The sequence below is a fragment of the Wenyingzhuangia sp. IMCC45574 genome, from assembly GCF_054182685.1.
Genome location: NZ_CM135169.1, coordinates 3,763,911 through 3,786,871 on the forward strand (window position 1 = coordinate 3,763,911; position 22,961 = coordinate 3,786,871).

Genomic DNA, 22,961 nt, shown 5'->3' on the forward strand with positions numbered 1-22,961 from the left:
GATATATGAATATTGACAATATCATCAAAAGTAGAAAAACACAAAAAGTTTTGGCTAATGAAGCTTGGGAGGTTGCTACAAATAAAGAAGAATTAACAAATACAATTAATGAGTTGTTAGATTTGGCTGCTGCTGCACCTTATCATTATAAAAGTGATTTAAGTTACCAATCAGACGAAAACGAGTTGAATTCTTGTTTACCGTTTCGTTGTTATGTGTTAGACACCGGGAATTGTAGAGCATTGGTACAGTATGCAGATGAGCAAGAGATTGAATTAAAAAAACTAAAAAACATGCTCAATGCTGCTGATGCGTTATTGGTAGTTACGTGGTTGCCTAAAATTCAAGATAAAGATTTAGCCAAAGAAGAAGAACCTTTTCCTTTTGAAGGAAGTTTAACGAATATGGAACACATTGCTGCGGGTTCTGCAGCTATTCAGAATGTATTAATTGGAGCTACAGCAAGAGAAATACCTAATTACTGGTCATCAGGAGGAGCGTTAAGAGATAAAGAACTAAGAAATTATCTAGAGATATCCATGAGGGAAATTTTATTGGGAGCTATTTTCTTATTTCCAAAAGATGCGGAAGAAAGAGAGGTGTTTATAAAACTAGGTGGTCTAAGAAACGCAGGAAAAGAGAAAAATACTTGGTCTAAGTGGGTTGATAAGAATCTTGATTTTTAACAAATGTTGTTTAGAATAATTTTACTTTTTTAAAACTAAACGATTGTTTAGTTTTGTAGTGTAAAGAACAATTATGGCTAGAAAAAAGCAATATACAGAAGAAGAGGTAATAGAAAAAGCAACAAATCTATTTTGGAAAAATGGATATGAAACTACTTCTATGCAAATGTTAGAGAGAGAAATGGGGATAAATAAGTTTTCTATTTATTCTAGTTTTGGGAGTAAGGATGGTGTTTTTTTAGCCTGTGTAAAAAACTACAGCCGAAAAATATCTTCTATACAAAGTACACTAAAGAAATCCAACAATGGTCTTGAAGGAATAAAACAGTATTTTTTTGATTTTCTATCTTTTTCAAGAGAATATGAATCCCAAAAGGGATGTTTAATTACAAATACTTTCAATGAAAAGGATTCAAACATGGATGAGATTATTACAAAGGAACTATTCAACTTTACTGATAATATGAAAATGCTAATAAAAATGAACTTGGAGCAAGAGAACAGAGGTGAAGAGTTTGTTAATACCCAAACAGAATACTTAATGATAGCGTTGTATGGCTTAGCTTCTGCATCAAAGAGCTTTAAATTAGAACAATTAGATATTTATATAAATAATATATTTCTAAGTATTTAAAATTTTTTACACTAAAACTAACCGATTGTTTAGTTATTTTTTTATCAACCAATTTCAATTAATAAACTATGAGTACATTACAAATTCACAACATCGAAACTGCTACAGAAGCAAGCAAAGAACAATTAAAAGAATCTATAAAAGCTTTTGGTATGATTCCGAACTTGCATGGAGTGTTAGCCAATTCTCCAGAAACTTTAAGGTCTTACAAGTTTTTACACGAACAGTTCCAACAAACATCCTTTGATAAAGAAGAGTTAAATGTAGTTTGGCAAAGTATTAACGTTGAACATGGATGTGGTTATTGTGTTCCTGCGCATACGGCTATTGCAGGTATGATGAAAGTAAACCCTGAGCTTACAGAAGCATTAAGAAATCAAGAATCATTGCAAACCAAAAAACTACAAGTTTTACAAGCTACTACTTTAAGTATTGTTAGGAATAGAGGTCGTATTAGCGATGAAGAGCTAGAAGTGTTTTATGAAGTAGGTTATGATGAACAACAAGTTGTAGAAATCTTATTAGGTTTAGCTCAAAAAACGATTAGTAATTATGTTAATCATATAGCAAGCACCCCTGTCGATGCCCCTTTTCAAAAATTTGCTTGGAAAAAGGAAACCACAAATGAATAGATAGTTGTGATTTAGTTTCGTAAAAAGCAGTTCTAATACAGAACTGCTTTTTCTATTTAAGTGTCCCGTCCTAAAATAAGTTGATACAAATTCAACATATTTACGAGTTCTTATTTATATACAGAAAACAATAGAGAATATTGAGATTTGAATTCCTTGGTTTTATATAGTGTATTATCTCGTTAGGGAGTTGTAGTGCCATATATAGTAATAGTATTTAGTTTTATTGCTGAGGTTCTATATTTAGGAGGTGTTTTACTATAATGATTGTCTCTTATATATATAGTTGATTCGTTTTTTAGACAATTAAGGGTTTTTCAAAATATGTAGTAAATTTATTTTTCTGTAAATCAATGTGTTAAACGTTTTTTCTGATTTTTTACAGTTTTTTGCTTGTTTAAGGGAAATAGTTGTGTATCTTTGCACCCGCAAACGCAGTAAGGCAAACGAGCTGAGTTAGCAAAGTTCATTAGCAGGGTAGGAGTTTTTAAGTTACAGATTATCATTAGAATAACTAGTTTTAGTTGTTTGATTAAGGTGTTGATTAAAGCTTAAAATTTTCTTAAAAAAAACTTGAAAAAAGTTTGTTTTAAGAAAGAAAAGATTCTTACATTTGCAGCCCGCTTCGGCGGAGTAACAAAAGCCACTAAGTGGTTAAGTTCATTGAGAAATTTGAAATTGACAGCGCGAATTAAAGAGTAGATCGCATGGAAGATTGCTGAACTTGTTTCAGTATCACCATAGATTTTTTTGAGCATCGAAATATAAAAATATAACGATGAAGAGTTTGATCCTGGCTCAGGATGAACGCTAGCGGCAGGCTTAACACATGCAAGTCGAGGGGTAACAGGGATAGCTTGCTATTTGCTGACGACCGGCGCACGGGTGCGTAACGCGTATAGAACCTACCTTAAACTGGAGAATACCCTTTGGAAACGAAGATTAATACTCCATAGTGTTATTGAATTGCATAATTTGATAATTAAAGATTTATTGGTTTAAGATGGCTATGCGTCTTATTAGCTAGATGGTAAGGTAACGGCTTACCATGGCAACGATAAGTAGGGGTCCTGAGAGGGAGATCCCCCACACTGGTACTGAGACACGGACCAGACTCCTACGGGAGGCAGCAGTGAGGAATATTGGTCAATGGAGGCAACTCTGAACCAGCCATGCCGCGTGAAGGATGACTGCCCTATGGGTTGTAAACTTCTTTTATAGAGGAAGAAACGCAGATACGTGTATTTGTTTGACGGTACTCTACGAATAAGCACCGGCTAACTCCGTGCCAGCAGCCGCGGTAATACGGAGGGTGCAAGCGTTATCCGGAATCATTGGGTTTAAAGGGTTCGTAGGCGGGCTGATCAGTCAGAGGTGAAATCCCATAGCTCAACTATGGCACTGCCTTTGATACTGTTAGTCTTGAGTCATATGGAAGTGGATAGAATATGTAGTGTAGCGGTGAAATGCATAGATATTACATAGAATACCGATTGCGAAGGCAGTCCACTACGTATGTACTGACGCTGATGAACGAAAGCGTGGGGAGCGAACGGGATTAGATACCCCGGTAGTCCACGCCGTAAACGTTGGACACTAGTTGTTGGAATTCTTCAGTGACTAAGCGAAAGTGATAAGTGTCCCACCTGGGGAGTACGGTCGCAAGATTGAAACTCAAAGGAATTGACGGGGGCCCGCACAAGCGGTGGAGCATGTGGTTTAATTCGATGATACGCGAGGAACCTTACCAGGGCTTAAATGTAGGATGCATTATTTAGAGATAGATATTTCTTCGGACTTCTTACAAGGTGCTGCATGGTTGTCGTCAGCTCGTGCCGTGAGGTGTCAGGTTAAGTCCTATAACGAGCGCAACCCCTATCGTTAGTTGCAAACAGGTAAAGCTGTGGACTCTAGCGAGACTGCCGGTGCAAACCGCGAGGAAGGTGGGGATGACGTCAAATCATCACGGCCCTTACGTCCTGGGCTACACACGTGCTACAATGGCAATGACAGCGAGCAGCCACTCAGCGATGAGGAGCGAATCTATAAACATTGTCACAGTTCGGATTGGAGTCTGCAACTCGACTCCATGAAGCTGGAATCGCTAGTAATCGCATATCAGCCATGATGCGGTGAATACGTTCCCGGGCCTTGTACACACCGCCCGTCAAGCCATGGAAGCTGGGAGTGCCTGAAGTCGGTCACCGCAAGGAGCCGCCTAGGGTAAAACTGGTAACTAGGGCTAAGTCGTAACAAGGTAGCCGTACCGGAAGGTGCGGCTGGAACACCTCCTTTCTAGAGAAAAAAAGGTGTTTAAAGAAGTTAGGTTTACTTTTTAATTGCTGTTAATTTTTAATGATATATAATACAATCACATAGAGTCTCGTAGCTCAGCTGGTTAGAGCGCTACACTGATAATGTAGAGGTCGGCAGTTCGAGTCTGCCCGAGACTACAACAAGCGAAGCTTGTCTAGTAAGACAGGTAGAGATAAAAAAAGACAACTTAGTTGTCAGATTGTATTAAAAAAGGAAATTCTAGAAGCAGATAATTACAAATTACGAATTAGTAATTACTAATGACTAACTACTAATTACTAACACTAGTATAAGGGGGATTAGCTCAGCTGGCTAGAGCGCTTGCCTTGCACGCAAGAGGTCATCGGTTCGACTCCGATATTCTCCACAACAATAGCTATAGGCTCTATGCCTTATGCTATAAGCTGCCAAGCCTAATGCGTATAGCATAAAGCTTACAGCGATTAAAGTTCATTGACATATTGATAAAAAATATTTAAGAGAAAAATATTTTACTTGAGTAGACATACAAATTTAGTAGTTAGTATAGAGTATATAGTACAAAATATTAATTACAAGAATCATAAAATAATTACGGTTTAACTGTAATAAATTAAAGACGCAAATAGGTACAATAAGCTAATTAAGGGTGTATGGCGGATGCCTAGGCTCTCAGAGGCGATGAAGGACGTGATAAGCTGCGATAAGCTTCGGTTAGGTGCACATAACTTTACCCGAAGATTTCCGAATGGGGCAACCCAGTATATTGAAGATATACTACCGAGAGGAGCAAACGTGGTGAACTGAAACATCTAAGTAACCATAGGAAGAGAAAATAATAATGATTTCGTTAGTAGTGGCGAGCGAACGCGAATTAGCCCAAACCTATTTTGTTACGGCAAAATAGGGGTTGTAGGACTGAGTCATCAAGACACAATTGAACTAGAATCCTCTGGAAAGTGGAGCGATAAGGGTGATAGCCCCGTATAGGTAAGAGAAGTTATTGTATCAGATTCCTGAGTAGGGCGGGGCACGTGGAACCCTGTCTGAATCTGCCGGGACCATCCGGTAAGGCTAAATACTCCTGAGAGACCGATAGTGAACTAGTACCGTGAGGGAAAGGTGAAAAGAACCCTAAGTAAGGGAGTGAAATAGATCCTGAAACCGTACACCTACAAGCGGTCGGAGCCCTATGGGGTGACGGCGTGCCTTTTGCATAATGAGCCTACGAGTTACTTTATCTAGCAAGGTTAATGTATTCAGTACAGGAGCCGTAGCGAAAGCGAGTCTTAATAGGGCGTTTTAGTTAGGTTGAGTAGACGCGAAACCTGGTGATCTACCCATGGGCAGGTTGAAGCTCTGGTAACACAGAGTGGAGGACCGAACCCGTTGACGTTGAAAAGTCTTGGGATGACCTGTGGGTAGGGGTGAAAGGCCAATCAAACCAGGAAATAGCTCGTACTCCCCGAAATGCATTTAGGTGCAGCGTTGTGGTTAGTTATATAGAGGTAGAGCTACTGATTGGATGCGGGGGCTTCACCGCCTACCAATTCCTGACAAACTCCGAATGCTATATAATATACACAGCAGTGAGGGCATGGGTGCTAAGGTCCATGTCCGAGAGGGAAAGAACCCAGACCATCAGCTAAGGTCCCCAAATATATACTAAGTTGAATAAACGAGGTTTGACTGCCCAGACAGCTAGGATGTTGGCTTGGAAGCAGCCATTCATTTAAAGAGTGCGTAACAGCTCACTAGTCGAGCGGTCGAGCATGGATAATAATCGGGCATAAGTATATTACCGAAGCTATGGACGAAAGTGGTAGGGGAGCATTCTAGTTGTGTTGAAGGTGTATCGTAAGGTATGCTGGAACGGCTAGAAAAGAAAATGTAGGCATAAGTAACGATAAGGCGGGTGAGAAACCCGCCCTCCGAAAAACTAAGGTTTCCTCAGCGATGCTAATCAGCTGAGGGTTAGTCAGGGCCTAAGGCGAACCCGAATGGGGTAGTCGATGGACAACAGGTTAATATTCCTGTACCTGCACCCGTTAAAAGTGACGGATCTCCCAGATGCTTGCGTACTGACGGAAATGTACGCTGAGCCTAGACTTCGGTCGAAGCGAAAGTAAGTAAGAGGTTCCAAGAAAAGCGAGGGATGCAGCCTGTACCGTAAACCGACACAGGTAGTTGGGATGAGTATTCTAAGGAGCTCGAGTGATTCATGGCTAAGGAACTAGGCAAAATCGACCCGTAACTTCGGGAGAAGGGTCGCCCATCTTCGGATGGGCCGCAGTTAAAAGGTCCAGGCGACTGTTTATCAAAAACACAGGGCTCTGCTAAAACGAAAGTTGATGTATAGGGCCTGACACCTGCCCGGTGCTGGAAGGTTAAGTGGAGGGTTTAGCTTCGGCGACGATCTGAAATGAAGCCCCAGTAAACGGCGGCCGTAACTATAACGGTCCTAAGGTAGCGAAATTCCTTGTCGGGTAAGTTCCGACCTGCACGAATGGTGCAACGATCTGGACACTGTCTCAGCCATGAGCTCGGTGAAATTGTAGTATCGGTGAAGATGCCGATTACCCGCTACGGGACGAAAAGACCCCGTGAACCTTTACTATAGCTTAGTATTGGCTTTGGATAAGTAATGTGTAGGATAGGTGGGAGACTTCGATCATGCGTCGCTAGGCGTGTGTGAGTCATTGTTGAAATACCACCCTTTGCTTATCTAGAGTCTAACCCAGCGATGGGGACAGTGCTTGGTGGGTAGTTTGACTGGGGTGGTCGCCTCCAAAAGAGTAACGGAGGCTTCTAAAGGTACCCTCAGTACGCTTGGTAACCGTACGTAGAGTGCAATGGCATAAGGGTGCTTGACTGCGAGACTTACAAGTCGATCAGGTTGGAAACAAGAGCATAGTGATCCGGTGGTTCCGCATGGAAGGGCCATCGCTCAAAGGATAAAAGGTACTCCGGGGATAACAGGCTGATCTCCCCCAAGAGCTCACATCGACGGGGGGGTTTGGCACCTCGATGTCGGCTCGTCACATCCTGGGGCTGGAGAAGGTCCCAAGGGTTGGGCTGTTCGCCCATTAAAGTGGCACGCGAGCTGGGTTCAGAACGTCGTGAGACAGTTCGGTCTCTATCTGTAGCGGGCGTTAGAAATTTGCGTGGATTTGACTCTAGTACGAGAGGACCGAGTTGAACTAACCTCTGGTGTATCAGTTGTTCCGCCAGGAGCATTGCTGAGTAGCTACGTTGGGAAGGGATAAGCGCTGAAAGCATATAAGCGCGAAACCCACCACAAGATGAGATTTCTTTAAAGGGTGGTTGTAGATCACGACCTTGATAGGATACAGGTGTAAAGGTGGTAACATCATAGCCGAGTATTACTAATAACCCATAGGCTTATGTACCTTGCGGGCTTTAATAATTATGATTTAAATTTTAGTACAAAGTATTAAGTACATAGTACAAAGAAACTCAAGAAAAAATAGACATAAAATCTTAGATATTAGTTATCAATATGTACAACATAATTAATTACGAAATGATTAATTAGGAATTACGAATGCATTCTATAATTCGTAATTTACTAAATCGTAATTCGTAATTGACAACCTTAAGGTGATTATTGCAATAGGGCTCACCTCTTCCCATCCCGAACAGAGAAGTTAAGCCTATTAGCGCAGATGGTACTACCACTGGTGGGAGAGTATGTCATCGCCTTTTTTTTATCCTGAAATAAATTCAGGATTTTTAAACCCTGAACCTAGTTCAGGGTTTTTTATTTTATAACAATCCTTCATTACATTAGTAGTGAAGGATTGTTTGTTTTAGATACTTTTTTACCGGGTATAATTAGGAGTTGGGGAGTTGGGAGTTGGGGAGTTGGGGAGTTGAGGAGTTGAGGAGTTGAGGAGTTGAGGAGTTGAGGAGTTGAGAAGTTGAGGAATTGAGGGGTAAAGGAGTTAAGAAGTAAGAATCAGGCTTTTTGGTTTGGGATTCTAATATCTAATAACTCATATCTAAAAGTCTAAAAAAGTGTTAGGGATAGCAACGGCATCCTTTTGGTGATAGAGCTTAGCTTGTTTAGATTAGGAATGATGTTTTAAACAATGATAAACCATTTAAAGAGGAATAACATTAACATACACCAAAAGATATAGTGGATAGCCCGACCCTTGATTAAAAGGGGAACACCCAAAAATAATAAAGCCGAATCTATGAATTTAGAATCGGCTTTTTAGTTTGGGTTTGTATTTTGCTGCTCTTTTAAGCGCACTGTTTTAATCTGTCGATGCATGTTTTATTTGTTTTTAGTTTTTTTATCCATGCGATACGAATTGTGATCTGCTTTTTCATGGTTAAATGTTTAATAAGTTTTACATTAATTTTTTTACGAGCTTCTTTTCTCGTCCTTTTTAACGTCTGAATAAAGGCTTAAAATAGGTTTTAGGTCTTTCAGAAGTGTAGCTTTTAGCTGTTGTTGAATAGAAAGCATTTCTATTGTCGTTGGTGTGATTGTTTGTTTTAATCATAACTTTAAATTTTATTGTTTTTATCTACGACAAAGTTCGGAAGAAGGTGTCTTATAAATATTGTCCTAGGTTTTCTTTAAAGTTGATTATAATCAACCCAATAAAAATTATAATTGTTTATTTTTGGTTGGATAGGCTATAAACAACGAATGAATAACAATACTTACAGTCAGAAGCTCAATAATATTTTAAATAATTTGTTTCACGGTATTTTATTAATGAATACCAAAGGAAAAATTTTAGAGTTTAACGATGCTAGTTTAAAAATCCTTGGCAAAGAAGCTGATGAATTGATTCAGCTAGAAATTAAAGACTTTATTAATACTAAAGATTTTGAAGATTTTAACGAGTACTTTAATGATTGCTTAAACTCTAAAGTGAAAACTTATAGGAGGTTTGAAACTGAGTATTTAGAGAGTGATCATAGGCTTTTGTTAGAGATAGATTGCAATCAGCATTTTTTATCGGAAGATGATAACCAAGTTTATGTAATTGGAGTACTAACGGATGTTACCGAAAGAGTAAAGTTAGAAGAGGAGTTGGTAAAACAAAAAGAAACTAAAAAGATATTATTAGAGAAGTTAGAACGAGAAGAAGAGTTAAACGATTTAAAAACTAAGTTTATATCAATTGCCTCGCATGAGTTTAGGACACCATTGGCGGGTATTTTATCTTCGATAGATTTAATAAAGAGATATTTAACAGTAGATGAAACTGTTTGGGAAGGATTTAGGCATAGAGTTAAATTGGATGCTCATATGGAAAAGGTTAAAACTTCTGTCCAGACGTTGAATCAGGTTTTAAACCAGGTTTTATCTATAGATACCTTAAGAGAAGGAGAAATTCAATTTATTGAGGAGGAGTTTGATTTAGAAGAATTATTGAAAGTTGTAGTAGATGAATTTAGACTTTTATTAAAGGAGGGTCAGCAGCTCTTTTTTGAATTTTTGTCTGGGGATAAAAATGTAGTTTTAGACAAAAGTATTCTAAAGAATGTAATGATATGCCTTTTGTCTAATGCTGTTAAATATACACCAGAAGGAAAGAACATATTTGTTTCTGCTAATGTTGCTACAGAAAAAATTTATATAGAAATAAAAGACGAAGGTATTGGAATTCCAAAAGCTGGTCAGAAATATTTGTTTAAACGCTTTTACAAGGCCAAAAATGCCAAGAACTTACAAGGTATTGGTTTGGGCTTAAACATTGCTCTTAGATATGTTCATATTATGAATGGAGATATTACGTTTGAGAGTGAGGAGGGAAGAGGAACTACTTTTAAAGTATGTTTTGAGAAAGATTTTGATGAGAATAAAGAAATAGAATTCAATGAAAAAGATATTGTTGATAGAGGATGATTTAATTATGAGGGAGAATATCTCTGAGTTAATTGAATTGGCGGGCTATGAGGTTCAGGTTGCAGAAAATGGACTAAAGGGAGTTGCGTTGTGTAAGACCTTTGAACCAGATTTGATTGTATGCGATGTGATGATGCCAGAATTGGATGGTTATGGTGTGCTGTATATACTGAGTCAGAATGCTGACACTGCTACAATACCTTTTATTTTTTTAACTGCTAAAACAGAAACGGACGATTTAAGAAAAGGAATGGAGTTGGGAGCAGATGATTATTTGTTTAAGCCTTTTGATAGTACTGAGTTAATTAAAGCAATAGAAAGCAGGTTAAGAAAAAGCCAATTGTTAAAGAATAAATATGAAACCAATAGCGAGGGAATTCATGATTTTTTACAACAAGCAAAAGAAGTTGTTACATTAGAAGACATTAAAGAAAAATCTCACGTATTTCAATACGGAGCTAGAGAATATATTTATAAAGAAGGAGAGCATGTACACTTTGTGTATTATATAGAAAAAGGTAGTGTAAAAGCATATCGTCATAGCGACGAGGGTAAAGATTATATTACATCTGTATATACAGAAGGACAGTTTTTTGGATTTCAACCTATTTTTGAAGAAAGAAATTACGATGAAATTACAGAAACTTTGGAACCCACCATTTTGACTAAAATATCTAAAAAAGATTTTTTAACCTTGGTTTATGAGAATAGAGATGTCGCTAGAAATTTTATACAAATGATTTCTAAAACGTTAAGCTCTAAAGAAGATGATTTGATGTTAATGGCCTATAGTTCTGTTAGAAAAAGAGTTTCTAAAAAGATTCAGGAATTATTAAACGGTAGTGATGAAATTACTATTCTAAGAACAGATTTAGCCAAATTAACAGGAACAACTAAGGAGAGTTTAACCAGGGTTCTTACAGAGTTTAAGAACAGTGAAATAATTGAAGCGAATGGAAAGACGATTAAGGTGGTTGATTTGGAGAAATTAAAACAAATGGATTTAATTTGGTAGCTTATTGAGCTTCATAAAATAAATATGTCTTTTTATTGAATTCTATTTATTATTGCGGAGTATTTTTTAAAGTACAAAACAAAAAATGTTATGAATTACCAAGTATTTGATCAAATGATAGAAGGTGTTTCTGTAATCAATAGAGAGCGGGAATGTATCTACACAAATAAAGCTTTCCAAGATCAGTTTAGTAGGAAAGCAGAAGAAATAGTAGGACGGAAGGTTTCTGGGATTTTTCCGGGATTTGAAGGTGAATTATATGATTTGTTTGAAAAAACAATGAATGAAAAAGTTCCTACTAGAAAAATAAATTATTACCGATGTCCCGAGGGAGATGCTACCTGGACTTCTGTTAGAATGAGCCCTATTGACGAGGGAGTACTATTAATGACTTTTGACCTTACGGAGCAAAAACGTATGGAAGAAGAAATTAAAGTAGCAAATAAATTGTTAGAGTCTAGGGTTAAAAAACGCACACATGAACTAAGTCGCTCTTTACGAAGAGAGAAAGAATTAAATAGGGTAAAAACAACCTTTGTTTCTATGGCTTCTCATGAATTAAAAACTCCGCTAAGTGCTATTTTATCGAGTACGTCTTTAATAGAACAATATATTAAGAAGGGTACTATAGATAAATCTGAGAAACATTTTGGAAGAATTAAAACTTCTGTAAAGAATATGGTTGATCTTTTAAATGATTTCTTGTCTATAGATCAACTGCAACAGGGGGTTATTAAAACAACCAACGAGGAATTTTCTTTAGGTACTTTGTTAGAGGATATAGAAGAGGAATTGTTATTGAGTGTAAAAACAAAGCAAAAAGTCCATTATAGTATTAAAGGTGTTGATTGTGTAGTTTTGGATAGACATATTTTGAGACACATTCTTTTAAACTTAATATCTAACGCCTTAAAGTATTCTGAAGATGATGTTTTGGTAGAAGTATTGGTATCTAATGTTATAGAGATTATTATTAAAGACAAAGGAATAGGGATTCCTCAACATCAAGTTGACGATATTTTTTCTCAATTTTTTAGAGCTTCTAATGTAGCTGCTATAGAAGGTACGGGCTTAGGGTTAAATATAGTAAAGCACTATGTAGATCTTTTAGATGGTGATATTTCTTTTGAAAGTAAAGAAGGAATAGGGACCCTATTTAAAGTGATTTTGGAAAATAAATCGAATTCTTTTTAAGAGAGAAATAACTCCAAAAATAAAAACCGAATCTGAATTAACAGATTCGGTTACATACTTAAAAATGAAATGAAACGTTCTAGTTTCTATTGTTGTTTATCAATATTATTATCTTTTGTAAAAGAGTTTCTTAAAAGAAATTCTTTGGTTCTCTTACTTTTATCTTTTAAAGAAAGGTTTAAAGTAAGTTTGTGATCTTTCAGAAGCATTTTGTCTAGCCGTTGTAACGTGAAATGTGTTTCTTTCTCTGTTTGTGTGTGTTGTTGATTTGATCATAACGTTCTTGTTTTTGTCTATAACAAAGGTCGGGAGAAAGAGTGTCCTAAAGATTGTTCTATGTTACAGCGAGTGTTGATTTTAATCAACTTTTAAAAAAGCGAGTATTAAGATTAATGGATACTTTAGTTCGTTGTAATAGCATTTAAGTTTTCTTTCTTGACGAGAGTCAATGAAGAAGACCGAGTTTCTTTGGAATTTTGCTTTAAACTTAAAAAGCAAAGTATGAAAAAAAGAACTTTATCTACAGAAATGAAACTTTCTCTTTTATGGATTGTTGTATTGTTTAATATGGTGTTTGCAGATGTATTTTCTTTAGTAATAGAAATTGTAAAGGGAGGAGTGTTTGAGATTCCGTTACAGGTAACAACTATGATGGCTATTGCAGCTATTTTAACGAATTTTTCTATTCTAATGATTTATTTATCTAATACATTGCCTTACAAAGTAAATAGGAAGGTAAATATAATTGTAGGAATATTTACGTTGTTTTATGTGGTTGGTGGTGCTAGTATTTTACCACATTATATAATTATGGGAGGAATAGAGGTGCTGTGTTTATTGACTATTACTATTATGGCCTATAATTGGAAAAATGAAACGGTTTAGATATGCTATTTTCCTACCATACGGGCACTAAACCATAAAGTGTGTAAGTTCTAAAAACAGGGTTTGAAGATGTTCAAACCCTGTTTTTTTGTTTAATTATTAATTTTACACTTTATGAAACCAGAAGACTTATTAAACGACGACTTTTTAAAGCAATTCAAAACGGGCGATGAATTGAGTAATTTTTTAGCCAAGATTCAAAAAAGAGGAATTGAAAAAATGTTAGAGGGAGAATTAGATGCTCACCTAGACTATGACAAACACCAAACTTCTCTAAGTGATAATACACGTAACGGCTACTCCAAAAAGAAAATCAAAACTAGTTTAGGGGAATCTGAAATCACAGTTCCAAGAGATAGAGACGGTAGTTTTAACCCTATGATTGTAAAGAAGAGACAAAATACTTTAGATGGTGTAGAAAACATCATTATTAGCCTCTATGCCAAAGGGATGTCCGTATCTGATATTGAACAACAAGTCTTAGAGCTTTATGATTTCAATATCTCTAGTTCTGCTATATCTCGAATTACAGATAAAATCAACTCAGATATCGTTGCTTGGAAAAACAGACCTTTAGACCCTTGCTATTTGATTGTTTGGATGGATGGAATTGTATTTAAAGTTCGAGAAAACTCAAAAATCATCAACAAGACCATCTATATAGCTGTGGGATTGAAAACCAATGGTAAAAAAGAAGTACTAGGTTTATGGTTAGGTAAGAATGAATCTTCCGCTTTTTGGATGACGGTTTTAACTGATATCAAAGCTAGAGGAACTCAGGATATTTTAATCACAGCTACGGACAATCTAAATGGATTTACAGATACTATAAAGACCGTATTCCCTGAATCGGTAACTCAAATATGTGTGGTACACCAAATTAGAAACTCTTGTAAATATGTGGTCTGGAAAGATAGAAAAGTGTTTTCTAAAGATATGAAAGAAATCTATACAGCTCCTACTAAAGAGGCAGCCAAAGCTGCTTTAGAAGACTTTAAGCAGAAGTGGAACTCTAAGTACTCCTATGCTATTAAAAGTTGGGAAAACAACTGGGATGAACTAACTGTGTTCTTTGACTTCCCTGTAGAGATTAGAACTATTATTTACACTACTAATCTTATTGAAAACTTAAATGGAAAAATTAGAAAGTATACCAAAAATAAACTCTCATACCCAACCGATGATGCAGTAATTAAATCCGTGTTTTTAGCTTTAAGAGAATCAACTAAAAAATGGACGATGCCTATCAGAAATTGGGGAGTAATACTAAACCAGTTTTTAGCTATATTTGAAAATAGGATCCAGCTATAAGTAGCTAAACCCTATTTTTAGAACTTACACAAATTAAGGGACAGTGTCACCATACGTTTTCTTATTCTACTTAATGTTTCTGGTTTAATCCCTAAATAACTTGCTATTTGGTATTGTGGTACTCTGTTGATTAAATCGGGTCTGTCTTGTTGTAATTTTAAATAACGCTCCTCGGGTTTTAACGATAAAAACTCAGTGAGTTCATCGTGTTTTTCTCCCAGCATTTGTTCTACACCAGAACGACAAAAAGATTCGAATCTAGGGTGTTTTTGATAGAGTTCATTTTCTTTTGTAGCATTTAAAATAGCCAGAGTACAATCTTCACTACACACAAAATTAATTTTAGAGGGAGCTTTGTTTAGCATACTGCTAAAATTAATAACCGATTGTTTTTCAGTGTAAAATGCAATAGTTTTCTCTTCTCCATCTAGTTGTTTGTATTCTCTAACACAGCCTTTTATTACAAAGTAAGCATTTTGGACTATTTGCTCTTCTTTTAATAAATGGGTTCCTTTTTCAAAATTTTCAATAGGAAAACTACGTTTAATGTCTGCTTTTTCTTCTTCGGATAAAGGAGTTAATTGAGACATCATGTCTACAAGGATGTGGTTCATTTTAGGTAGTAATCTTTTTTATCGAGTTAGTAATTGAACCTTTCGAATTCCTCAAGGCAGGCTATATGTTTGAGCTATTTTTTTAGAATTTGAGAATATAGGAGTTAAGAAGTCTAATTCTTAACTCCTATATTCTTATTTCTGAATTCTAAAAAATAAAAAGTGAGTAGTGAAAGCACGGCTAAGGCCCAAATAAATTAAACCTTAAGAACTCAACTTATATTCAAACCCCTCCTTGTCTAAATAACCAAATAGTTCTGATGAAAGATTTAGTTTATAGGTTCTAGAAGGCATTTCTATGTCTATTTTGTGTTTTTCGGATACAATGTTAAAGCCAACGGTTTGCTTGGCATCTTTTAAATTATATCCTGATAATAGCATTTCTAACTGTTCTACACGGTGTTTTTTAATTTCGTTTAACGTAAAACGGAATGTAATCTTTTTACACTTTTCCTTTAAAACTTCAGACAACAACATAAAGTTAGAGAAACGAATACGAGGGTCTCCCATGGAACCGTCTTTTTGCATCCAGCCTTTGTCTACATTACCGGTTAGGTGTAAAAATGAATTGGGAACGAGCATGTGTTTAAAGCGTAAATAGTCTTCTCCAAACAATCTAAATTCGTGAGAATCTGTATAATCTTCTATCACAAAAGAACCCCATCCATTTCCGTTTTTGGCAATTCTGTGTTCTGCATTGGTAAGGATTCCTGCAAAAGTGAATTTTTTACCAACTTGCTTTTTTAAGTCCTGATTGAACATAGCAATAGTTTCGTTGGTAAATTTCATTTCGTTTTTAAAATCGTCTAATGGATGTGCAGAAATATAAATTCCGACTACTTCTTTTTCCTTAGAAAGAGTTTCCATAGTACCCCATGTTTCGCACTGTGGAATTATAGGTTCTGGCAACTGTACGTCCGAAGCTTCTCCAAACAAAGAAACTTGAGAGGAGTTTTGACTTTCTTGATATGCGTTACCAAATTTCATTGCACGTTCTAAGAACGTACTTCCTTTTTCGTCGGTTTCAAAAAACTGAGCACGGTGTGCATCTTTAAAAGAATCAAAACCACCTGCGAGTGCTAAACCTTCAAAAGCTTTTTTATTACAGGTTCTTAAATCTACTCTTTTCGCTAAATCGAAAATAGATTGATAAGGACCATTTTCTTTACGTTCTTGGACAATAGAATCTACAGCAATACCACCTACTCCTTTAATAGCTGCCATTCCAAAACGAACGGCTCCTTGATCGTTTACAGAGAATTTTGCGTAAGATTCGTTTACATCTGGCCCTAATACTTCTAGGCCCATTCGCTTACATTCTTCCATAAAGAAGGTAACCTGCTTTAGGTCGTTCATGTTGTTAGAAAGTACAGCAGCCATATATTCTGCAGGGTAGTGGGCCTTTAAATATGCGGTTTGAAAGGCTACCCAAGCGTAACAAGTAGAGTGCGATTTGTTAAAGGCATAGGATGCGAAGGCTTCCCAGTCTTTCCAGATTTTCTCTAGCTTTTCTGCATCATGGCCTTTTTCTGAAGCTTGTTTGATGAACAAAGGCTTCATTTTTTCTAGTACGGCCATTTGTTTTTTACCCATGGCTTTTCTTAGTGTATCGGCCTGACCCTTGGTAAAGTCTGCCAACAATTGAGACAGTAGCATTACCTGCTCTTGATATACTGTAATTCCGTAGGTTTCTGCCAGGTATTTTTCCATGGCAGGTAAATCGTACACAATTTCTTCTCGTCCGTGTTTACGATCGATAAAGTTTGGAATGTATTCTAAAGGTCCTGGGCGGTACAATGCGTTCATTGCAATTAAATCTGCAAAGACAGTAGGCTTTAGCTCTCGCATGTACTTTTGCATACCAGGAGATTCGTACTGGAATATTCCTACCGTTTCTCCTCTTTGGAAGAGCTCATAAGTTGCTTGATCTTCTATATCAAACGATTCGGGATCGAGTTCCACTCCGTGACGAGCTTTTACAATTTCGCAGGTATGCTTAATTAGGGTTAGTGTTTTTAACCCCAAGAAGTCCATTTTTAGTAGTCCAGCATCTTCTACTACAGAGTTGTCGAACTGTGTAACGTACATGTCGGAATCCTTGGCTGTAGCTACAGGAACGAATTTTGTAATATCGTCTGGTGTAATAATAACTCCACAAGCGTGAATTCCGGTATTTCTTACAGAACCTTCTAAAATTCTTGCTTTATTAATGGTTTCGGACATTGGAGTGTCTTGGTCTGCAAGACGAATTAACTCCTCTATCATTTCCTTTTCTTCCGAACGTAAACCATCACGTTTACCTTTACTCTTAGGATCTTCTCCCCAAATATTTTTTAGTTTGATTCCTGGAATCAACTTGGCAATCATATCTGCTTCGTATAAAGGCAAATCTAATACACGAGCGGTATCACGAATAGAAGATTTGGCAGCCATGGTACCGTAAGTAATAATTTGCGCTACCTGATTTGCTCCGTATTTGTCTATTACATAGTCTATTACACTTTGCCTTCCTTCGTCATCAAAATCAATATCAATATCGGGCATGGAAATACGTTCTGGGTTTAAGAAACGCTCAAAAAGTAAATCGTATTTAATAGGATCTATATTGGTAATTCCTAAACAGTAGGCAGCTGCGGACCCTGCTGCAGATCCACGACCTGGTCCTACAGATACTCCCATATCTCTAGCAGCTCTAATAAAATCTTCTACAATTAAGAAATATCCAGGGTACCCTGTTTTGGCAATTACATCTAACTCTAAGTCTAAACGTTCCCGAATGTCATCAGTAATTTCTTCGTAACGTTCTTTAGCTCCTTCGTATGTTAAATGTCTTAAAAAGTTATTTTCTCCACGTTTACCACCGTCTTCTTTGTCTTTTATATCTTGAAATTGTTCAGGAATGTCAAAGGCAGGTAATAATACATCACGTGCTAGGGTAAAAGGAGTAATTTTGTCTACAACTTCTTGAATGTTGCTAATTGCTTCTGGAATGTCTGCAAACAATTCCTTCATTTCATCCGACGACTTAAAATAGTATTCTTCGTTTGGTAAACCGTAACGGTAACCACGACCTCTACCTATTGGAGTTGCTTGTTTTTCTCCGTCTTTAACACATAATAAAATATCGTGTGCATTGGCTTCTTCTTTTTTAATGTAAAAAGTGTTGTTGGCAGCAACGGTTTTAATATCGTGTTTTTTACCAAGGTCGATGAGTACTTTGTTTACCACATTTTCATCTTCCTGACCATGTCGCATTAATTCAATGTACAAATCGTTCCCAAATTGTTCTTTCCACCATAGCAAAGCTTCTTCTGCTTGCTTTTCACCTACATTTAAAATTTTACTAGGAACTTCACCAGATAAATTACCAGTTAATACAATAATATCTTCTTTGTATTTTTTAACAATTTTTCTGTCTATACGAGGAACATAATAGAATCCATCTACATGTGCGGTAGAAGACATTTTAGCTAAGTTGTGATATCCTTTTTTATTTTTAGCTAAGAAAACTATTGGATACCCGTTATCTTTTGCCGTTCTATCTAAATGATTTTCACAAACGTTTAATTCACAACCAACAATAGGAACTAAATCTTTTTGTGTAAACTCTTCTCCGTTCTCTTCTGCTTCTTTTCTTTTGGCTTGAATTCCTTTATTATATCCTGCAGCTGCATTGGTAAAGTGAAAAGCTGCCATCATGTTCCCGATGTCGGTCATGGCAACCGCAGACATTCCCATGTTTCCTGCAGTATGAACCAGTGCACCAATTTCTATGGTAGATTGTAGAATAGAATATTGTGTGTGGTTGTGTAAGTGTGCAAAAGCAACATTTTTTAATCTTTCTAATCCTTCCTTTACACTAACTCCCTTACCAGCAGCTCCTTGTTGCTTTGCTTGACGTTTACGAATTTTATCACTTTCCTGTTTTAGGTTTAAGTGTTGTAAACCAATTACTTTGATAGGAGTTGGGTTTACTGTTTTAAATTCAGTAAAATAGTTAGAAGGAACGTCTAGTTGCTCAATGGTGAATCTTTCTTTACGAATTAATTCAAAGAAACAACGAGTTGTTGCTTCCACATCGGCTGTTGCGTTGTGAGCTTCTCCAAAACCTACACCAAACAAATAATTGTGTAATTCGGTAAGTGTTGGTAATTTAAATTTTCCTCCACGACCTCCAGGTATTTGACACAGGCTTGCCGTTACTTCGGTACAAGTGTCTAGTATTCCTAATTTATTTTTATCTTCTTCTAGTAAATTGTCAAAAGGCCAAGTTCCCTCTTTGTTGGCTTTGGTTTTAAAACCAAAATTTTCTAACTCAAGCTCATGGTAGCGTAGGGTGTCATTATTAGGAGTAATTCCCATTCTGTAGAACTCGGCTCCCATTATATTAACATCGAATCCTACATTTTGCCCTACAATAAATTTTGTTTTGGTTAAAACGTTGTTAAATTTATCTAGTCCCTCTTTTAAGGAAATTCCTTGTTCTTGTGCTAATTCTGTAGAAATACCGTGTATTTTTTCAGAATCAAATGGGATGTTAAAACCATCTGGCTGAATCATAAAGTTGTCGTGCTCTATAACTCTTCCCATTTCATCATGTAACTGCCATGCTATTTGTATACATCTTGGCCAGTTATCGGTATCTGTCATAGGAGCTTTATAGCTCTTAGGAAGTCCAGTTGTTTCAGTATCGAATATTAAGTACATGTCCTATTTTTTGGGAATTTTGGGGATTGTTAAAATTACAAATTCATTTTTCTAAAACGATTAATTGTGGTCCAAAGAGATTCATTATTTATTAACATTTCTACATGTATTTTTAATTAAAAAGGATGTATTTAATAATGGTTGATAAATGTTAGTTATAATATGTAGGGAATTAATGTTTTTTTATTATATTTAGTTTAGTGATACGTAATCGATTGTTATACAAAGTGTAAGGTAGTTCTATAAACAATGACTACTTTTGCACTCAGGTAAGAGTAAAATTTTTTATCAATATTTACGTTATCATAAAACTAAAAGAGTATAAATTCCAACCTGTATGATTATATCATATGATATCGACCCCTATTAAGATAGTCGGAATTTTTTAATTATTAATTAAAACATTAACACTATGAAAGAAATTCTAAAAGAAGCAGAAGAGTACAGCAACATGAGTATGTCTAGAATGTCCTATACAGATAAAGTAAAGGCATCTATGTTAGGGAAAAAAATCGTTTTAACGATTAATGAATTTTATAAGAAATCCAAAGACCCTCAGTTAATGGAGGTTATGAAATTAGTGACTGCAAAAAAGAAGAAGATTGAAAAAAGATTACAGATTTCTATCTAATCTTATTTTATTAAAATCAGCAAATAAAAAAAGTATCAGAATTGTCTGATACTTTTTTTATGATATATATTTAAGACTAGTTGCTAGCTTTTTCTGTCGCTCTAATTTCCTTGGCTTTTTGCTTGGCAGCTTCGTTTCTGTCTATTTTATGTTCTGGTCTTGTCCATTTAGGGTTTTCTCCTAAGGCTTGGTATTCTGAATCTTTAGCTTCTACAGATTTAGGTTGTACTTTCTTTGTAAAAGGTTTCATAGGAATCAATCCTAATTTATCAAACAACTTCATATCCTCATTTACATCAGGGTTAGGAGTTGTTAATAGTTTGTCTCCTGCAAAGATAGAGTTGGCACCTGCAAAGAAACAAAAAGCTTGTCCTTCTTGAGACATTTGAGTTCTACCCGCAGACAAACGAACTTGAGTTTCTGGTAATACAATTCTAGTAGTGGCTACCATACGAACCATGTCCCATATTTCAACAGGTGTTTGGTCTTCTAGTGGAGTTCCTTCTACAGCTACCAATGCATTTATTGGAGTAGATTCTGGTTGAGGATTTAATGTAGATAAAGCAACTAACATTCCGGCTCTATCTTCTATAGATTCTCCCATACCAATAATTCCACCAGAACAAACTGTTACGTTTGTTTTACGTACATTATCTATGGTGTCTAATCTATCTTGAAAACCTCTGGTAGAGATAACTTCTTTGTAATATTCTTCGGAAGAATCTAAGTTGTGATTGTAAGCGTACAAACCAGCTTCTGCTAAACGTTGAGCCTGATTTTCTGTAACCATTCCCAATGTACAACAAACTTCCATGTCTAGTTTGTTAATGGTTCTTACCATTTCTAATACTTCATCAAACTCTTCACCATCTTTAACATTTCTCCAAGAAGCTCCCATACAAACTCTAGAAGAACCCGAAGCTTTAGCTCTTAATGCTTGTGCTTTTACTTGCTTAACAGGCATCAAATCATTTCCGTCAATATCTGTGTGGTAACGAGCAGCCTGAGGACAATATCCACAATCTTCTGAACAACCTCCTGTTTTTATAGATAACAAAGTAGAAACTTGTACTTCGTTAGGGTTGTGATGTAATCTATGTATAGTAGCAGCTTCGTATAAAAGCTCCATTAAAGGTTTGTTGTATATTTCTAGAATTTCTTCTTTCGTCCAATTATGTCTTACTTCACTCATAAGTTTCTTTTTGATTCGGTAAAAATAGTAAAATTTGATTCTATTAAAGACTAATTTCTCTTTAAAACAATACTTACTGCATTGCCTCCAAACCCTACAGCATTTACTAAAATTCGATCTAGTTTTTTAGGTGTATAGGTGTTTGAAATATAGGGAATATTTATAAATTTCTGATGCTCTAGCATTAATAAAGCCAGTTCCATACTTAAACAACCAGAGGTTCCTAATGTATGTCCAATTTTCCATTTGTTAGAGGTAAGTGCAGGAGTGTTTTCTCCAAATATTTTTTGAATAGCATTGTATTCCGAAGTATCACCTTTAATAGTTCCAGGTGCATGCATTACAATAGCATCTATTGTTCCGTTGCTATTTTTTAATGCCATTTTCATGGATTTTTGAAAACATTCAGCCTCTTCTGTAATGGATATATTGTGTTTTAATTTTTCGGTAGCATAACCAATAGATTCAATAGTTGCTATGGCATTTTCTTTTTCTCCTTTTTCCAAACAAAAAAAGGCAGCACCTTCACCTAAGCACATGGTGTTTTTAGATTTGTTAAAATCTAAAGCCCTAGAAGGAAAGTCTCCTTTGTTTTCTGCATATATTTTTAAGGCTTGCATTTGTGCAATGGTAAAAGCAGTATTTGGAGCTTCTGTAGCACCTACCAAAAACTTGTTAGACATTCCTGAGTTTAACCAGGCAATTCCATTTAGAATAGCATGTAAACCTGTAGAACAGGTAATGGAGTGTGAAACAGTTGGTCCGTTAGATTGTAAGTCATCAGCTACCCAAGTTGATAAATTACCCAGTGTAGTTGTAGGAGAAGTTAAAGGGTGTGTTTTACCCAATTTACTTTCCGAAAAATCATTGTAAAATTTCTCAAATAGAGAAGTAGCTCCTCTAGAAGATCCAATATTAATTCCAAATTCTGAATTAGGTTTCCAATTGGCATTTTCTGTTGCTTTTCTTCCACAATAAATAGCCATTAAGACAGTTTTGTCTAGGTTGGCATATTTAGGATTTGATTTTTTTAACTGATCTAGTTCTAGTTCTAAATCCTTTGGTAAAGCTCCAACTAACCCAGAAACTGATTCAAACTCTTTAAGGGATAAGAAATGACGGTTACTGGTGTAATTGTTCCAGATTTTATCTTTTTCAGTTCCTAAAGGGGAAATTGAGCTATAACCAGTAATTGAAATCAACTCCATTTGGTAAAATTTACGCGAAGATACTAACTAATAACAATTGAAAACGATAGAAATTAAATTTTAG

13 protein-coding genes, 2 tRNA genes and 3 rRNA genes are annotated in these 22,961 nt (G+C 36.0%); 14 read left to right on the top strand and 4 right to left on the bottom strand.

Annotated elements, in window-relative coordinates; translation table 11 throughout:
* Positions 1-5: 5 nt before the first annotated feature.
* From ACXHHC_RS16040 to ACXHHC_RS16100, 13 genes are all read left to right on the top strand, one after another.
* Positions 6-686: a hypothetical protein gene (locus ACXHHC_RS16040; protein WP_458227385.1), complete on the top strand. Its 681-nt coding sequence runs from the start codon at positions 6-8 to the stop codon at positions 684-686.
* 73 nt (positions 687-759) lie between these two features.
* Positions 760-1,320, top strand: coding sequence for a TetR/AcrR family transcriptional regulator (locus tag ACXHHC_RS16045; protein ID WP_458227386.1), 561 nt, complete (start codon positions 760-762; stop codon positions 1,318-1,320).
* Positions 1,321-1,388: 68 nt separating this feature from the next.
* Positions 1,389-1,952 (top strand): carboxymuconolactone decarboxylase family protein, encoded by a 564-nt coding sequence (locus ACXHHC_RS16050; protein ID WP_458227387.1) that lies wholly within the window; start codon positions 1,389-1,391, stop codon positions 1,950-1,952.
* A 775-nt stretch (positions 1,953-2,727) separates the two neighbouring features.
* A 16S ribosomal RNA gene (locus ACXHHC_RS16055) occupies positions 2,728-4,247 on the top strand.
* A gap of 84 nt (positions 4,248-4,331) precedes the next feature.
* Positions 4,332-4,405: transfer RNA gene (locus tag ACXHHC_RS16060), tRNA-Ile, on the top strand.
* A 156-nt stretch (positions 4,406-4,561) separates the two neighbouring features.
* Positions 4,562-4,635, top strand: a tRNA-Ala gene (locus ACXHHC_RS16065).
* A gap of 244 nt (positions 4,636-4,879) precedes the next feature.
* Positions 4,880-7,657 (top strand): 23S ribosomal RNA (locus ACXHHC_RS16070).
* A gap of 207 nt (positions 7,658-7,864) precedes the next feature.
* Positions 7,865-7,973 (top strand): 5S ribosomal RNA (gene rrf, locus ACXHHC_RS16075).
* The 16S, 23S and 5S rRNA genes sit together here with 2 tRNA genes alongside, the layout of an rRNA operon.
* 958 nt (positions 7,974-8,931) lie before the next feature.
* Complete coding sequence (locus tag ACXHHC_RS16080) at positions 8,932-10,140, top strand: PAS domain-containing sensor histidine kinase (RefSeq protein WP_458227388.1); 1,209 nt, start codon at positions 8,932-8,934, stop codon at positions 10,138-10,140.
* The gene (locus ACXHHC_RS16085) at positions 10,112-11,155 is read left to right on the top strand and encodes a response regulator (RefSeq protein ID WP_458227389.1); all 1,044 of its coding nucleotides are present in this window, start codon (positions 10,112-10,114) and stop codon (positions 11,153-11,155) included. Before ACXHHC_RS16080 ends, ACXHHC_RS16085 begins: the two co-directional genes overlap by 29 nt.
* 90 nt (positions 11,156-11,245) lie before the next feature.
* Positions 11,246-12,349 carry an ATP-binding protein gene (locus ACXHHC_RS16090; protein ID WP_458227390.1) on the top strand — a complete coding sequence of 368 codons (1,104 nt, stop codon included), beginning with the start codon at positions 11,246-11,248 and terminating at the stop codon, positions 12,347-12,349.
* A 501-nt stretch (positions 12,350-12,850) separates the two neighbouring features.
* Entirely contained in the window at positions 12,851-13,234 is a 384-nt protein-coding gene (locus ACXHHC_RS16095; RefSeq protein WP_458227391.1) for a DUF6326 family protein, read from the top strand.
* A gap of 114 nt (positions 13,235-13,348) precedes the next feature.
* Complete coding sequence (locus ACXHHC_RS16100; protein WP_458226684.1) at positions 13,349-14,545, top strand: IS256 family transposase; 1,197 nt, start codon at positions 13,349-13,351, stop codon at positions 14,543-14,545.
* 17 nt (positions 14,546-14,562) lie between these two features.
* Here the strand turns inward: ACXHHC_RS16100 and ACXHHC_RS16105 are convergent, their stop codons facing one another.
* Complete coding sequence (locus ACXHHC_RS16105; RefSeq protein WP_458227392.1) at positions 14,563-15,159, bottom strand: Crp/Fnr family transcriptional regulator; 597 nt, start codon at positions 15,157-15,159, stop codon at positions 14,563-14,565.
* 204 nt (positions 15,160-15,363) lie between these two features.
* On the bottom strand, positions 15,364-19,866 hold the full coding sequence (gene dnaE / locus ACXHHC_RS16110) for a DNA polymerase III subunit alpha (RefSeq protein ID WP_458227393.1): 4,503 nt from the start codon (positions 19,864-19,866) through the stop codon (positions 15,364-15,366).
* 412 nt (positions 19,867-20,278) lie between these two features.
* Here dnaE and ACXHHC_RS16115 point away from each other — a divergent pair, with 412 nt between their 5' ends.
* A complete protein-coding gene (locus tag ACXHHC_RS16115; protein ID WP_458227394.1) occupies positions 20,279-20,497 on the top strand; it encodes a hypothetical protein in 219 nt (72 codons plus the stop codon).
* A gap of 76 nt (positions 20,498-20,573) precedes the next feature.
* Here the strand turns inward: ACXHHC_RS16115 and bioB are convergent, their stop codons facing one another.
* Entirely contained in the window at positions 20,574-21,689 is a 1,116-nt protein-coding gene (gene bioB / locus ACXHHC_RS16120; RefSeq protein WP_458227395.1) for a biotin synthase BioB, read from the bottom strand.
* A 50-nt stretch (positions 21,690-21,739) separates the two neighbouring features.
* Positions 21,740-22,897, bottom strand: a complete 1,158-nt coding sequence (locus tag ACXHHC_RS16125) for a beta-ketoacyl synthase N-terminal-like domain-containing protein (protein ID WP_458227396.1) — start codon at positions 22,895-22,897, stop codon at positions 21,740-21,742.
* Positions 22,898-22,961 lie beyond the last annotated feature (64 nt).

Excerpts from the sequence above, each read along its gene's own strand:
- ACXHHC_RS16040 (WP_458227385.1), top strand. The coding sequence starts at position 6 with ATGAATATTGACAATATCATCAAAAGTAGAAAAACACAAAAAGTTTTG.
- ACXHHC_RS16105 (WP_458227392.1), bottom strand. The coding sequence starts at position 15,159 with ATGAACCACATCCTTGTAGACATGATGTCTCAATTAACTCCTTTATCC.
- ACXHHC_RS16095 (WP_458227391.1), top strand. The coding sequence starts at position 12,851 with ATGAAAAAAAGAACTTTATCTACAGAAATGAAACTTTCTCTTTTATGG.
- bioB (WP_458227395.1), bottom strand. The coding sequence starts at position 21,689 with ATGAGTGAAGTAAGACATAATTGGACGAAAGAAGAAATTCTAGAAATA.
- ACXHHC_RS16125 (WP_458227396.1), bottom strand. The coding sequence starts at position 22,897 with ATGGAGTTGATTTCAATTACTGGTTATAGCTCAATTTCCCCTTTAGGA.
- ACXHHC_RS16080 (WP_458227388.1), top strand. The coding sequence starts at position 8,932 with ATGAATAACAATACTTACAGTCAGAAGCTCAATAATATTTTAAATAAT.
- ACXHHC_RS16045 (WP_458227386.1), top strand. The coding sequence starts at position 760 with ATGGCTAGAAAAAAGCAATATACAGAAGAAGAGGTAATAGAAAAAGCA.
- ACXHHC_RS16085 (WP_458227389.1), top strand. The coding sequence starts at position 10,112 with ATGAAAAAGATATTGTTGATAGAGGATGATTTAATTATGAGGGAGAAT.
- ACXHHC_RS16115 (WP_458227394.1), top strand. The coding sequence starts at position 20,279 with ATGAAAGAAATTCTAAAAGAAGCAGAAGAGTACAGCAACATGAGTATG.
- ACXHHC_RS16050 (WP_458227387.1), top strand. The coding sequence starts at position 1,389 with ATGAGTACATTACAAATTCACAACATCGAAACTGCTACAGAAGCAAGC.
- ACXHHC_RS16100 (WP_458226684.1), top strand. The coding sequence starts at position 13,349 with ATGAAACCAGAAGACTTATTAAACGACGACTTTTTAAAGCAATTCAAA.
- dnaE (WP_458227393.1), bottom strand. The coding sequence starts at position 19,866 with ATGTACTTAATATTCGATACTGAAACAACTGGACTTCCTAAGAGCTAT.
- ACXHHC_RS16090 (WP_458227390.1), top strand. The coding sequence starts at position 11,246 with ATGAATTACCAAGTATTTGATCAAATGATAGAAGGTGTTTCTGTAATC.